General features: G+C 40.8%; 14 protein-coding genes. All 14 read right to left on the bottom strand.

From position 1 onward, the window contains the following. Positions 1-39: 39 nt before the first annotated feature. Positions 40-1098: a peptidylprolyl isomerase gene (locus AC1TO5_RS19975; protein ID WP_482064605.1), complete on the bottom strand. Its 1059-nt coding sequence runs from the start codon at positions 1096-1098 to the stop codon at positions 40-42. A gap of 74 nt (positions 1099-1172) precedes the next feature. Next, the gene (gene mfd, locus AC1TO5_RS19970; RefSeq protein ID WP_482064604.1) at positions 1173-4703 is read right to left on the bottom strand and encodes a transcription-repair coupling factor; all 3531 of its coding nucleotides are present in this window, start codon (positions 4701-4703) and stop codon (positions 1173-1175) included. Positions 4704-4914: 211 nt separating this feature from the next. After that, a complete protein-coding gene (gene fin, locus AC1TO5_RS19965; protein ID WP_482064603.1) occupies positions 4915-5145 on the bottom strand; it encodes an anti-sigma-F factor Fin in 231 nt (76 codons plus the stop codon). Positions 5146-5202: 57 nt separating this feature from the next. Continuing rightward, positions 5203-5763 carry an aminoacyl-tRNA hydrolase gene (gene pth / locus AC1TO5_RS19960; protein WP_482064602.1) on the bottom strand — a complete coding sequence of 187 codons (561 nt, stop codon included), beginning with the start codon at positions 5761-5763 and terminating at the stop codon, positions 5203-5205. A 145-nt stretch (positions 5764-5908) separates the two neighbouring features. Next, the gene (gene glmU / locus AC1TO5_RS19955) at positions 5909-7306 is read right to left on the bottom strand and encodes a bifunctional UDP-N-acetylglucosamine diphosphorylase/glucosamine-1-phosphate N-acetyltransferase GlmU (protein WP_482064601.1); all 1398 of its coding nucleotides are present in this window, start codon (positions 7304-7306) and stop codon (positions 5909-5911) included. Positions 7307-7425: 119 nt separating this feature from the next. Further along, positions 7426-7707: a septation regulator SpoVG gene (spoVG, locus tag AC1TO5_RS19950; RefSeq protein WP_482064600.1), complete on the bottom strand. Its 282-nt coding sequence runs from the start codon at positions 7705-7707 to the stop codon at positions 7426-7428. Between the two features lie 255 nt (positions 7708-7962). Next, positions 7963-8799 (bottom strand): pur operon repressor, encoded by an 837-nt coding sequence (purR, locus tag AC1TO5_RS19945; protein WP_482064599.1) that lies wholly within the window; start codon positions 8797-8799, stop codon positions 7963-7965. Between the two features lie 84 nt (positions 8800-8883). Continuing rightward, positions 8884-9738, bottom strand: coding sequence for a 4-(cytidine 5'-diphospho)-2-C-methyl-D-erythritol kinase (ispE, locus tag AC1TO5_RS19940; protein WP_482064598.1), 855 nt, complete (start codon positions 9736-9738; stop codon positions 8884-8886). Positions 9739-9845: 107 nt separating this feature from the next. Beyond that, positions 9846-10025 (bottom strand): small, acid-soluble spore protein, alpha/beta type, encoded by a 180-nt coding sequence (locus AC1TO5_RS19935; protein ID WP_482064597.1) that lies wholly within the window; start codon positions 10023-10025, stop codon positions 9846-9848. Between the two features lie 216 nt (positions 10026-10241). Further along, the gene (gene veg, locus AC1TO5_RS19930) at positions 10242-10517 is read right to left on the bottom strand and encodes a biofilm formation stimulator Veg (protein ID WP_482064596.1); all 276 of its coding nucleotides are present in this window, start codon (positions 10515-10517) and stop codon (positions 10242-10244) included. A 160-nt stretch (positions 10518-10677) separates the two neighbouring features. Next, positions 10678-11541 (bottom strand): sporulation peptidase YabG, encoded by an 864-nt coding sequence (gene yabG / locus AC1TO5_RS19925; protein ID WP_482064595.1) that lies wholly within the window; start codon positions 11539-11541, stop codon positions 10678-10680. A 69-nt stretch (positions 11542-11610) separates the two neighbouring features. Then, positions 11611-12492 carry a 16S rRNA (adenine(1518)-N(6)/adenine(1519)-N(6))-dimethyltransferase RsmA gene (gene rsmA, locus AC1TO5_RS19920; protein WP_482064594.1) on the bottom strand — a complete coding sequence of 294 codons (882 nt, stop codon included), beginning with the start codon at positions 12490-12492 and terminating at the stop codon, positions 11611-11613. Positions 12493-12497: 5 nt separating this feature from the next. Then, the gene (gene rnmV, locus AC1TO5_RS19915; RefSeq protein ID WP_482064639.1) at positions 12498-13046 is read right to left on the bottom strand and encodes a ribonuclease M5; all 549 of its coding nucleotides are present in this window, start codon (positions 13044-13046) and stop codon (positions 12498-12500) included. A 422-nt stretch (positions 13047-13468) separates the two neighbouring features. Next, positions 13469-14617 carry a ubiquitin-like domain-containing protein gene (locus AC1TO5_RS19910; RefSeq protein ID WP_482064593.1) on the bottom strand — a complete coding sequence of 383 codons (1149 nt, stop codon included), beginning with the start codon at positions 14615-14617 and terminating at the stop codon, positions 13469-13471. Positions 14618-14923: the final 306 nt, after the last annotated feature.

Raw genomic sequence — 14923 nt, 5'->3', positions numbered from 1 at the left:
ATACAATAACGAACGACCGCTGTCTTATTTCGCTATTTATTATTTTTCAGGTGTTTCTGTCGTAGGCGCTTGATCGCCTTCTGTTGTTTCTAGCGGAGGTAATGTCATATTAATTTCATAGCCTGGTAACTCGTTGTTCACAAAGTTTGTTGTTACCGTATTAGATAATACGTTACGAATCATTTCTATCGTTGTATCAGCAATCGCATCATACTCTAAAACATCGCGTGCTTCTACTTTAATAATACTGTAGCCAGTCGAAGATTTAATCGGCTCGCTCACTTCATTCAACGGAAGCGTGAATGCAGCTGTCTTAATCTCTTCAGTCCAATATCCACCCATATAGTTTGTGAATACTCCGCCAGTAGCTTTTGTCCTTGCATCATCAGAATACTCAGCAGCTAATGCCTCCCAGTCTCCACCTGCCACAAGCTTAGCTTGTACCTCTTTCGCACGAGCTAACACTTCTTCATCGGTACGAGTTTCTGTTACTTGTTGCGTTGTTGCGTCTACCACACTATTGTTCACAATAATTTGACGACCGTTATAAAGCGTATAAATATCTTTATTTGCTTCATATTCTTCCTTAATCATATCGTCAGTAATTTGGCTTTGAATATACTCATTAGCAGTAGCAGCAATCATAATAAGCGAAGCCATATCATTTTCTGTTAAATTCTTTTCTTTCAGCATATCTTTGAAGTCACCATATACAGCTAGTCCTTCTTTTGTTTGCTCGAAACTCGCTAATGCTTCTTCTTTGGACTTCGCTTGTTGCTCTTCCGTAGTACGGTGAGCCAAAATTTTGTACGTAATATATTGTTCTAAAAACGCTTCACGATATTCACTTTGATCAAGAAGCGCTTCGTCCATTCCTTGTAATAAAGCAATGCCTGATTTGAACTTATTAAACTCTAGATCGGTTACCGTACCCTCTTTATACGTTGCAATAACTTCTCCACCTTCGACACCCTTGAACGTTAAGGAAGGATTAACTTCATCTTTACCGCAGGCAGCCAATAATGCTACGAACACTGCAGATATTACGATTAACTTTAGCGCATTACTAAAGCTCTTAGCTGTAAAATTTAATAACATGTGTAAACCCCTTTCGAATGTTGGAATCTGCTATCCATTGTAGCAGATTCTATAAAGCAAAAGCCAATTTCTCATTACGTTGTTGCCTTATGAAGACTCTCTTCCACTTGCTGAGTTAAAGATTGATATTCAAATAGGAATCGCTCGGTTAAATGTAACTTTTGTTCCATCGACAAACCTTTGCCACGCAATTCAATACTATATGAGCCTTCATCTTCTCTTGATTGCTTAAAGCGATTTTCCATCTTCAAACATAATTTATCAATATCTTTTCGGACCGCCTTTTTCTTAGGCATCGTATCGAATAATAAGCGGAAATCATCATTTTTATTCGTAATCTGCGTAATACCAAGTAAAGAACCAAGCACCTTCAAGCGAGCAACCGTCATTAGATTAACAACCGATTGCGGTAAGTCACCGAAACGATCGATGATCTCTTCGATTAATATATCTGATTCTTCAATGGTCGATATGACGGCAGTTTTTTTGTAAATCTCAATTTTTTGTATGCTGTCGTAAATATATTCATTCGGTAAATACGCATCTACACTAAGATCGATAACGGTCTGAACAGCTTTCTTCTCTTCAACTTCCACGCCATCCATCTGTTGTTTTCTAATCTTGATCTCTTCAGCAAGCATTTGCGAGAACATCTCAAAACCAACGGAAGCAACAAAACCATGCTGCTCGGCTCCAAGTAAGTTACCCGCTCCCCGAATCGACAAATCACGCATTGCAATTTTGAACCCTGAACCAAGCTCTGTAAATTCTTTAATCGATTGCAAACGTTTTTCAGCCACTTCGGTTAATACTTTATCTCGTTGATATGTGAAATATGCATAAGCAATTCGATTAGAACGACCAACACGTCCACGTAGTTGATAGAGTTGAGACAATCCCATTTTATCAGCATCATGCACGATCAATGTATTAACGTTCGGAATATCTACACCCGTCTCAATAATACTTGTACTTACCAATACATCTGATTCACCTTCAAGAAAATCTAGAATCGTCGATTCAAGCTCCTGCTCACTCATTCGTCCATGCCCAACGCTAACACGAGCACCTGGTACAAGCTCACTTATTTCCTCAGCAATTTGTTGGATACCTTGCACACGATTATATAAGTAATACACTTGCCCGCCACGTGCTAATTCACGCTCAATCGATTCACGAACTAGCGCATGCGAATGCTCCAATACATAGGTCTGTACAGGGAAACGATTTTCAGGTGGTGTTTCAATTACAGACAAGTCACGTACCCCTAGCATAGACATATGAAGTGTTCGTGGAATAGGTGTCGCTGTTAATGTAAGCACATCAACACTTGTTTTTAGTTTTTTCAACTTTTCTTTGTGTGTTACTCCGAAGCGTTGTTCTTCATCGACAATAACGATTCCTAATGCAGAGAATATAATATCTTGGGACAGGAGACGATGTGTACCAATAACAACATCAACCGTACCATTCTTCAACCCTTTAATCGTTTCATTTTGCTCTTTGCGGGAGCGGAAACGACTCATAACCTGGACATTAATAGGATAGCCACTGAATCGCTCACGGAACGTTTCATAATGCTGCTGTGCCAATATTGTCGTAGGTACGAGTACGGCAACCTGCTTGCCCTCCATCGCTGATTTGAAGGCGGCACGAACCGCAACCTCCGTCTTACCATAGCCAACATCACCGCATAATAGTCGGTCCATCGGTTGCGCTTTTTCCATATCTCGCTTAATTTCTTGAATCGCTCGTAGTTGATCCTTTGTTTCCTCGTACGGAAACATCGCTTCAAATTCATTTTGATATGTTGTATCTTCACTAAATGCAAAGCCAGGAGTCGCTTGTCTTTCCGCGTATAGCTTAATAAGATCATCCGCAATATCTTGCACCGATGATCTTGCCTTACTTTTCGCCTTCGTCCATTCCGAGCCGCCAAGCTTATTCACTTTAGGCTCTTTATCTTCATTACCTACATATTTCTGAATCAGATCAACTTGGTCTACAGGTACAGAAAGCTTATCACCAGCTGCATATACGATATGTAAATAGTCGCGGTGAATCCCACCAATTTCCAGTGTGCCAATCCCTACGTATTTACCGACGCCATGATTTTGATGAACAACATAATCGCCAACTTTTAATTCTGTATAGCTCTTAATACGCTCAGCATTGTCCATCTTCTTATCTACACGTCTAGCTTTACGTTGCTTCTGCGTGAACATTTCTCCTTCAGTAATGACAATTAAGTTAGATGATGGCAACTCAAAACCTTGCTGTAAGTTACCTTCTAGCAATTGTGGTGGCACAATATCATAATCCAATAATACACGTTGTATCCGATCTAAGCGCTCTTTGTTGCCCGCTAGCATAATGATCGTTGCGTTGTTTTTCCGCCAACGTTCCATCTCCGCCTTCAGCACATTCATCTGACCGTGGAAGCTTTGCATCGTACGCGTCGTAATATTGACGATATTTTGCGGTTGCGTATGGGGAATTTGTCTTAAAAATAGCTGAAGAAATAATGTTGGAAACGGACGATACTGTAGAATTTGTGTGCTTTCTCTAGCAAGCACAAAGCTCGGCAACGACTTACCATTTTGCAATAAATGTAAGTTCCATTCCGACTCATCGCGTTCAAGCTGCTTCGCTGTTTCTATTAATCGACTTGGTTCATCGAGCACCAGCAATGTATCGGCTGGCACAAAGTCTAGTATGCTTTGCTGCTCCGGATATAGTAATGAAATGTACTTATAAATTTCAGAGAAGTAGATTCCTTCTCGAAGCTTGCCAATTTCGGCTCCAATCTGATCACGCAACTTGTCCTGCGTAGCACGATCAGTCATCTTATCTAGCTGAGCTTCTAATAGATTCGTTGCATGCCTTGCTGCCGTTTCCATTCTTTCTTTCGTTGCTAATATTTCTTGTGCTGGCGGAATCACGAAACTGTCCATACGTTCAACGGTCCTTTGATCTACTGGATCAAAGGTACGTATCGAGTCAATTTCATCTCCGAACCACTCTACACGTACGGCAAGCTTTGAAGTAAGTGGATAGAAGTCTATAATTCCACCGCGCACACTTAACTCACCTTTAGATTCCACACGATCAGCTCTCGTATAACCAAGCTCATTGAGCTTATGGAGAAAATGATCAGGATCTATTTGCTGATTTACGGAAATTTCTAATTCGGCATGTAGAAAAGCTTCCTTCGTCGGAAGATATCTTCTAATTCCCGAAAATGGCACGACAACAATACCACGAAAGCCTTTAGCCAAGGATAGTAGTACATCCATTCTTTGGGCTAATGTTTCGGGGCTAGATATCGCTGCCTCAGCAGCCATTAATTCATTGGCAGGGTATAGTAGCACCTTGTCACTAGACAAACAATCTTGCAAGTCTTCTGCTATTTTCTGAGCGGAAAACATATTATGCGTAACAACTAGTAAAGGATGCTGCAAGTGATCTTCTAATGCTGCGAGAAACACTTGCCTAGAAGAGCCCGCGAGCCCTGACACCATCTGTTCTTTCATTCCTTTTTCAAAGCCTTGTACTACTGATTTTAACTCAGAGTCTTCAGCCAATAACTCTATTAGCGCTTTCAATTTGTGTGACACCTTCTTTCTAAGTTACAAGCTATGTAACTCTATCTTGCACTATAACAACTCACATATTGTGCGCAAACAAGCCATCCACTGGGTGACGCTAGCTTGTGGACGGCTGTTACGCACGTGAGGAAGTTCAAATGATTCACCTGTAATCACGATTTGTTGCTGCGCAGGTTACCCGGCGGTGAAGACGACTCTTTGACTTTGACTACTGCAAAGGATTATTAATTAGCATCAATTCCGGGTTACTGCTTAATGCTTCATTGCAGTAATCGCAAACGAGCTGCACTACAATGTCGCCATTTAAATTATACGTTATTATATCTTTACGTTCATCGTCGGTCAAGGAATTGAAGCCTAGACGCTGCTCAGATATAACCGTCTCTTCGATCTTACCAATATTGGATCTGCAATATTTGCAAATATAGGTTACAGCCATGTTATGCCTCCCGAAGGTTATTTATACCCTTCAGTATGCCCTAATTTTTACATTCTATTACCCATTATATTTGCCCATCGTATCTTCGAATGGATGTTTCAGACTATATTCGATCGCATCACAGGCATTGCTGATCATCTCTTCTAGACGACCTTGCTCTGCCTTAGCAAATTTACTTAACACATAATCCGCAATAACGATACCTGGTTCAGGGCGAGAAATACCCATACGCACGCGATTGAACTTTTGTGTATTCAAATGCGCAATAAGTGACTTAATGCCGTTATGACCGCCTGCACTGCCCTGATAGCGTAGTCTAAGCTTACCTACCTCCGTATCAAGATCATCATAGACGATAATTCCATCTTCAACGTTAAGCTTATAGAAGTCTATATAAGCTCGAACTGCCTCGCCAGATAAGTTCATATAGGTGATTGGTTTAATTAAAGCTACCTTTGTGCCAGCAATATTACCTTCGCCAACTAGTGCTTTATACTTGCTCCCATTCATAGTGATACCAAAGCGGCGCGATAGTTCATCAATAACCATAAAGCCGACATTATGACGTGTTTTTGCGTAGCTAGCGCCTGGATTTCCCAGACCTACAATCCATTTCATTATACTTCGTCTCCTTCAATTTTTCAGAGCCTTAAAACCTACCTTCTTCGTACAGAAAAATACATCGGAAGCATAGACCTTCAATTTTTCTAAGCTTCAGAGTCTACCTTCTCCGTGCAGAAAAATACATCGGAAGCATAGACTCTTAATCCTTATCGTTATCCTTCTTCGCTTTCGCACGAGCACGAATTTTATCTGCGTATTCAGGTTTATTTTCTTGTCGTTGACGGGCAATAGCTAAGTCGCCAGCCGGTACATCTCTAGTAATCGTTGATCCTGCAACGACATAAGCACCTTGACCAACATTAACTGGAGCGATTAGATTAACATTACTGCCAATAAAAGCATGATCGCCAATAACCGTTTTCGCTTTGTTAATCCCATCATAGTTAACGGTAATTGCACCACAACCAATATTAACTTCTTTCCCTACTTCAGCATCACCAACATAGCTTAGATGTGATACTTTACTGCCATCATCAAGGATCGCATTTTTGAGCTCGACAAAATCGCCAACTTTGCACCGCTTGCCAACCTTCGTACCAGGACGCAAGTAGGCAAATGGTCCAATGCTGCTTTCATCCCCTACCTCTGCATGATCAAGTACAGAATGTTTGATTGATACTCCGTTATGGATCGTACCATGAGATATATCCGATTGTGGTCCAATAATACAATCTTCCCCAATCGTAGTCTTACCTTTCAACAGCGTTCCAGGATATATAATCGTATCCGCACCAATGACTACATCCGACTCAATATAAGTCGATGCTGGATCGATAATGGTTACACCATTAACAAGATGCTGACGATTAATCCGTGTGCGCATCTGCTGTTCTGCTTCTGCTAGTGCTACACGATCATTAACCCCAATAGCTTCTGCAATATCTGGTGTGCAATAGCCCTGCACAACTTCATCAGCTTGTCTAAACAATCCAATAACATCCGTCAAGTAGTATTCACCTTGCGCGTTATTATTCGTTACACGACTTAGAGCCTCGAATAATTTCTTATTGTCGAAGCAATATGTTCCTGTATTAATTTCTTGAACTGCCGCTTCAGCATCCGAACAATCCTTCTGCTCTACAATCCGTTCAACGATGCCTGCTTCATTACGAATAATACGACCATAGCCTATCGGATTATCAAATAATGCCGTTAGTATTGTCGCTACTGCTCCGCTTTCTTCATGCAGCTTCAACATTTGCTTAATCGTGCTTGCTTGAACAAGTGGAGTATCTCCGCAGATTACGATCGTTGTGCCTTCTTCAGCGCCTAGTAAGCCTTCAGCTTGCTGTACGGCGTGCCCCGTACCTAATTGCTGCTCCTGTTTCACAAATTGTGCTTGGTCGCCAATGAATGTCTGAACCTGCTCAGCACCATGACCTACTACAACAACTATTTTTTCGCTATTTGCTTGAATAACTGTATCTAATACATGACCCACCATCGGCTTACCGCATACGGGATGTAATACTTTATATTGTTTTGATTTCATACGCTTGCCTTGTCCTGCCGCTAATACAATAGACATAATTTTCATGTCATTCTACCTCCTTCATCAATAAAACCCTCAACTGAATATATCTTATTATACAAAAAAAGAAAAGAGAGCCTAAGCTCTCTTCCCCCTTGTTAACATACTAATAATAGCTTCTTGGATTACGATACTTCTTCGATTACAACTTCATCAGCTGCAAGCTCATACTCTGCTAGTACAGCAGATTGGATCTTCTCTCTTGTAGTTGAGGAGATTGGATGAGCGATATCGCGGAATTCTCCGTCTGGAGTACGCTTACTTGGCATAGCAACGAACATACCGTTGTTTCCATCGATTACACGAATATCATGAACAACGAATTCGTTATCAATCGTGATAGATGCGATAGCCTTCATACGTCCTTCAGAGTTCACGCGGCGGAGTCTTACATCAGTAATTTGCATTTGTGTTCACCACCTTTGTCTATTGGAGACTTGGTGTATAATTCCACATTTCAAAGCCAATTCCTTCTTATTATTTGGTAATTTGATACTTTTTTTTAATATTTTTTTTAATTTACATAATATTCGTCTATATTCGACACGAATCGATGAAAACGTTTTATTTTTGACAATTTCATTTTGGGAATCGTCTCTATGCTTGGTGCAATATTTATGAAGAAAGACCGCCCTAGACGGTCTTTCAGTTATGTCATTGTATCAAATCGTTGGCATAGCAAAATAGTTTCCTGGGACAACTTCCATCTGCTTTGTCTTCATATCTACCGCAATAAGATTAGCAAGCGATACATAATCCGTTAATAGTCGTTCCTCATTCTCAACTTCGCCAGATTCTACGAGTACACCGACACCAGCGACCGTAGCATTGAACTCATGAAGCAAGTCCATCATACCTTGAATCGTGCCGCCTGCTTTCATAAAATCATCGATAATAAGAACACGCGAGCGTTCTTTCAATGCACGACGTGCTAGCGACATCGTCTGAATGCGTTTCGTTGAACCGGATACATAATTAATACTTACTGCAGATCCTTCTGTTACCTTATTGTCTCTACGGACGATAACAACAGGAATATTCATACACGCAGCTGTAGCATACGCTAATGAAATCCCTTTCGTCTCCACAGTCATAATAATATCAATTTGTGATTCAGCAAATGCTGTTGCAAACATCTTACCGATATCTGCCAACAACTTCGGTTGACCAAGCATATCGGTCATATATAAGTATCCACCAGGAAGCACACGATCTGGCTGCTGCAATGTCTGACATACTTCATTAATAATAGCTAAAGATGTTGCAATTGGCATCATCGGCTTAAACTTAACCCCACCTGCAGCTCCTGCTAATGTATGCAGTTGACCGATACCTTCTTCTTCAAATACCTCTTTAATAATAGCTAGATCTTCACTAATGGAGGACTTGGCAGATTGATACCGCTCTGCAAATGCAGTTAACGAGATTAAAGTGTGAGGACGAGCAAGCAGATATTGTGTCATTTCTACAAGCCTGGAGCTACGCTTCAATTTCTTCAATGCAATCTCTCCTCTAAATCCGAATAATATAATGTCAATATTACATTTTTATTCGGGTTTAATCAAGTTTGATTTGCTTTTGGCTTATGTCAGTATACGAACAACGTAAACTTCCTTGCAGAAACCACGTAGTCCGTTGTAAATTCTTGACAGCTTCGCTTCTTTGGATACTAGACCAAATACAGTTGGCCCGCTCCCAGACATTAGTACCCCATCTGCTCCGAGTCGAATCATAATTTCTTTCAATTGCTTTACTTCAGGATACAATTGAAGCGTCACCGATTCCAACACATTGCCAAGAGAATCACACATTCCTGTAAATGAACCGCTATCCAATGCATTGATCATATTTTGCACAGATGGATGTTGCTCCACCTTATTTACTTTAAATTTTCCATATACATCAGCTGTAGATACATTGATTGGCGGCTTTGCTAGCACTACCCAGCATTGCGGCGGAATAGAGATCGGTTGTAGTCGTTCACCTCGACCAGTAGCAAGTGCTGTTCCTCCTGTAACGCAGAAAGGCACATCAGAACCAAGTTCCGCACCCAATTCACATAGCTCGTGTTCTGAAATTTTAAGATTCCAGAGACGATTCAAGCCACGAAGTGTCGCTGCCGCATCACTGCTACCTCCTGCCAAGCCAGCAGCTACAGGAATTTTTTTGTCCAAATGTATATATACGCCTTGCTTCACCTGATATCTTTCTTTAATCAGCTGAGCGGCTTGAAAAGCTAGATTTTTTGAATCTAGCGGAATATAACCAACTTGAGAGCTTATGATAATTTGATCACGAGCCAGTGGTTCCATTTCCAGACGATCAGCCAAATCAACCATTGTCATAATCATCTCAACTTCATGAAATCCATCTTCACGCTTATGTAACGCGTCTAATACTAGATTGATTTTGGCTGGCGCTTTTTCATATATCTTCATTATTTTTCTTCACCCGTCCATTTTAGCATAGGTACATTATAGCAAAGGAAACAAAGAAAAGCTAAACAATGCTTTTAATTGACAGCATGTTTAGCTAATTTTTGTTGTTACTTATTTTGCTTTGCTACTGCTTCCTCTGCTAATTGAATGGCACGCTTCACCATGTTACCAGCATCTTTGGCTTTAATACCGCCCCAGCCTTCTTGCTCGACTGTATCCAAAATCCCAAGATCTTTAGCGACTTCCATCTTTAACTGTTCGGACATCACGCTGCGTCGTCTACCCATAAGCTTTACCTCCTGATTTAGCAGATGGTTAAATTGTCCACTTGTGATTACGATGCATACACTCCGTAGCGTACTCGGCATCGAATATGAACTCCTTCATCGGAATGAAGTAAGCTTAGTATGTGTTGAATCCTTAAATTCATGCTGAATAAAAAAACAAGACGCAGATTTCTCTGCGTCGATTATCCGATCATATTCACTATCGCTATTAAGCCGTTATTCTTGAAGATGAGCAATACGAACTTGCCCCTCATCATTACAAACTGTAACTTCTACCGATTCCGTTAAGATATCCGCATAGCTATAGGATACACGTTTGAAAGCATGCTGTTGTTCATCTAACTTAACGATGAATACGGAAGGGTAGGTTTCTTCTAACGTGCCAGTACGTTCAATCGTCTTACGACGACCTCCATTTGCTCTAAGAGTGATTCTTGAACCAACATGAGCCTCTAAGCTGCGTTTAATATCCAATAGCGTATTTTTTGCCATTGTGACACCACCTCTTTCCTTGTCCATTATAACGAACAATTTGGAGTTTGTCAAATAAACAAAATATTATATCAGTAGCAATAAGTTCTTGTCAACGGTTATTTTATCCATTTTTTCGAATATTATCTAAGCTTCGTTATTATGCTCATCATCTCCGAAACTATACAAATTGTTTTGGCTTTGGATAACCAACGCGATATCGACCAATCGTCTCTATTCCACCGACACCGTCTATCCCGCTAATTGTACCCGCAACGAGATCTTTCAGATTAACAATTTCCTTAATCGGAGTATAGCTCGCTTTAATCGCGATATAAACCGGATCAAGGGCATGTATAAGTATTCTGCCTGGTGAACTTGCAAAGTTAGCTCCTGTATTAAGCAATGCCTCATAATGTGATTGACATGCTCCAGCAACGACAACTAGACTATCCCGATTGCGCTCATAATTTCTTGCTACTCTAACTGCATTAACAAAATGCTGCGAATTTTTATAACTGCTTAAACTATTAAGGTCCATACCCTCGCGATGCTTCAATACGCCATCATGACCAGTAATTACGACAATGTCTGGTTGAATCTCCGGAAGCAGTCGTACAAGAGCATCTGCCATCTTAGATTCATTAATAAAATATCCTTCTGCCGGAACCTTCATCGCTTCGTATAGCTGCATACTTTTTTTCAAATAGTTAGCATCTCCATCAAGATGAAGTACTTTACCAGGCCATTCAAAATACATCTCATCTTCAATTTCCCGGTAGCTATACATCATATCTCTATAAAGATCTGGTCGTTCAATTGTAGTATGCATATGACGTAATGTTTCGTTCACTTTATGCCGTACCGTCTGTGCGACTACTGTGGTCGCAGGATCATGAATGGACCTAAGATCAACTTTGGGCGAATCCGCCAGAAGTCTGAAATCTAATCCTTTTAATATTACATTTTCACTTTGAACCATCTCTATGCGAAATAACACATCTCCGCCATAAGATTGACGAACAACAAGATCACCTTGCTTCATAGGTAAATCACCTCTTGGTCTATCGTATGGATAGCCAAGGCGAATGGTGAGTAATTCAGAGCAGAATTTCTAGTTAAACCAATCCACAGCTAATAACGCAATGCTTAGCGTTGCGAATTCTTCAAGACTAAGCGTTTCCCCTCTACGAATCGGATCGATATGAATAGATTCTAACAACGCTGTTAACTCAGGACGCTTCTCTTTACCAGTAACCATCATTAGATTATTAATTAATGTTTTACGACGCTGTACAAATGCGCTCTGAACAACGCGGAAGAAAAAGGCTTCATCCTCAACCTTAACTGCAGGTTCATCTCTTACCGTCAGCTTTATAACCGCTGAGTCTACATTAGGCTGCGGTATAAATGCCGTGTTAGGAACGATACAGACAATTTCCGTCGTGCAATAATATTGTACCGCTACACTCAAGCTTCCGTACTCCTTACCACCTGGCTTTGCTGACATACGCTGTGCTACTTCTTTCTGAATCATGACAACAATGTTTTCAAGTGGTAACTTCTCTTCTAGCAGCTTCATCAAAATTGGCGTCGTTACATAGTATGGCAAGTTTGCAACAACACTTACTTTCTTATAATCCGAAAATTGATCGGTAAATAATTGACGTAAATTAATGTCAAGGACATCACCCTGCACGATATTGACATGATCTTGATCTTCAAAAACTTCTGCTAGTATTGGAATTAATCGTCTATCGATTTCAATAGCTGTCACTTTGCCCGCTTGTTGCGCTAATGGTTGTGTCAACGCACCAATACCAGGACCGATCTCTAAAGCACCTTTATCTTTACTCAAGTCTGCAGCATTTACAATTTGATCAAGGATATGACCATCAATCAAAAAGTTTTGTCCTAAACTTTTTTTGAATGAAAACTTATGCTTTGCAATAATTTCTTTTGTACGTTGTGGGGTTGAAACCTCTAATTCGTTCATGAATTCTATTCCTCCAACTGATATCCTAATTGATCGAGCGCAGCTTGAAACTCCTGCTTCGTAATGTTAAAGCTTGTGCAGCGCTTATAGAACTGCTTACCATTGGCATAGCCAATCCCTAGCAATTTACCTAATTCTAATCTCCGCGAAGCAGCCTGAGGATGGACGAGCAAGCCTGCTGCCATCAAATCCTCCATCGTCACTTCCCCTATCATGGCGGTCGTCTCTGTACGCAACTCCGATAGAGCCTGACGAATCGCCTCTGGAGAGGCATTCTCAATGCCGATATCACCTTTATAACAAGCCTTTTCCTGCGGTAAAAACGCATGCTTACAACCCGGCGCATGGTTAGCTACAATTTTTCGTATTCTTTCGCCCGCATGATCAGGATCTGTAAAAATAATAATACCTCTACGTTCATTGGCAAGTCGAATACGTGCTAGTACATCTTTTCCGATCGCGGAGCCATTTGTTTCGATCGTATCTGCATCGACTGCACGCTTAATCGCCGTTGTATCATCCTTACCTTCAACGACTATTACTTCTTTAATCAACACTAATCCCCCCCCCTTTAGAGGTAGTTCAAAAAGTGGACTTTGATAACGATGTAGCTCTAACGTAGCGTATTCCGCATCGCATCTGAAACGAACTTGGAAAGTACGGTTCGCGTGTACGTAATCATGTACACTTGCGCTTTCGCCATTCTCAAGTAGCGTTTCACCTGCTCGGTTCTGAAAGCCCACTTTTTGAACCTCTATTTTAAGTTAGTTCAACGAATATAAAGCGAACTTATGCTTCCGAAGGATGTTTCTTTCAGAAACCTTGTAGAGACTCGTGTACTAATAACGTACACGGTCGCTTACTCATTTCTTTAGTATAACCGATATTACTTCTACATAAAAACAAAAAAGGGAGGCTATGAGCCTCCCTCTTATGATCGCATATTCAACTAAACCATGCGATACAGAAAATAAAATTAACTAGCAGAAGGTTTGTTAGGTCCGATTACGTAGACCTTAACACCTTTCTTCTTACCAAATTTCGTAGCGACTTTTAGACTTTCAAAGTAAACGTCAATCTTATTTCCTTTAATCGCTCCGCCTTTATCTTCTGCACGTCTTAAGCCTACGCCTTCGATGTATACCCACCATCCCATAGGAACGACAGATGTATCCACTGCAATCGTACGGCCTTCCTCCACAGTAGTGCCAGAAGCAGTAATGCCATAGCCTTCATCTCCTGCACTTTTACCTGTCGATTCAGCGCCCGCCGTATATGCAGTCAGCGTAACATTCGTTAAAACTTTTTTCGCATTGAAAGTGTAGTCACCCTTCGTTACTTTTTCAACAGCTGGACTGCTGTTTGATAACGTTGTGACTGTTGACTTAGGTTTCGCTGCACCCACAGCGACTACCTGGTCTACCGTATTTGTCTTCACAGTTTCACTTAGAACCGAATGAGATACGAACACACCATCTTCATATCTTTCTTCTAACTGTTCAACCACAACACCTGCTTGGCCAGATTGCACTACCTTTTCTGTGCCCTTATTCAAATTAGTGTCTTCCTTCTTCACGATAGAGAATGGTACCGTCTTTTCGTTAGACGTGATTTTTGTTTCTACACGAACAACCATGATGGTTGCGTTCTCCCCGATACTCGAAGCAAGGGGAGGATCTATTTCATCTTGACTGCCAATCGATATATCGAGATCTTCGATCGCTGCCTGCACCGTTTTCTCCGTCGTGTATACTTTTGACGTATTTCCGTCGGCTATAACCGTAATTGGCATAGCATGATCAATTTCAACGACATCACCATCTTTAATCGGTGCATTGAGTGATGCTGAAATTTTATCATGTGGTCCTACAGTAATAGCTTGTTCATCCAGTAGGCGTTGCAGGACCCATTGTTTTGTTTTTACAATGGTTTCTTGTCCATTCACTACTACGGAGACGTTTTTTTCCGTCGCCCCGTATAACAACACCAAAAACATGAAAGTCATAGCGAGTGAGATTATTATACTTAACATAATCAAACGCAAGTTTCCATGCTGCCATCGCATTGCGAAAGTCATGCTGGATGATCGTTTGCCATGGGTGTCCTTAGCTGGAATATTGCCCATTTCATCGGTCCTCCTTCATAGCCCCGCCGCCAAGTGTTACGCATGTTACAACTGACGTGACTATAACTTATATGACGTGCTTTGCACGCTTCCAGTTCTTCTGATTCCTCCCACATCTCTATCTCTATGTCGTCTATCTCTTAATTATGCAAAATCGATAGATAGCAACTTTGAAGTTATGATAATAAGTGTTATCAAATAACAAAGTGAGACAACTTATGATGCGATTGAAACGTTAATAGCGAAAATTGGAAATCCAATACAGAATCTAAAAGTTCTGAGATGAATCATACCTTGTTCAGAGAC

This window comes from Paenibacillus sp. Y930, assembly GCF_056786375.1.
Note: the sequence above shows the minus strand (reverse complement) of the source record. Positions and strands in the feature narration are given on the sequence as shown.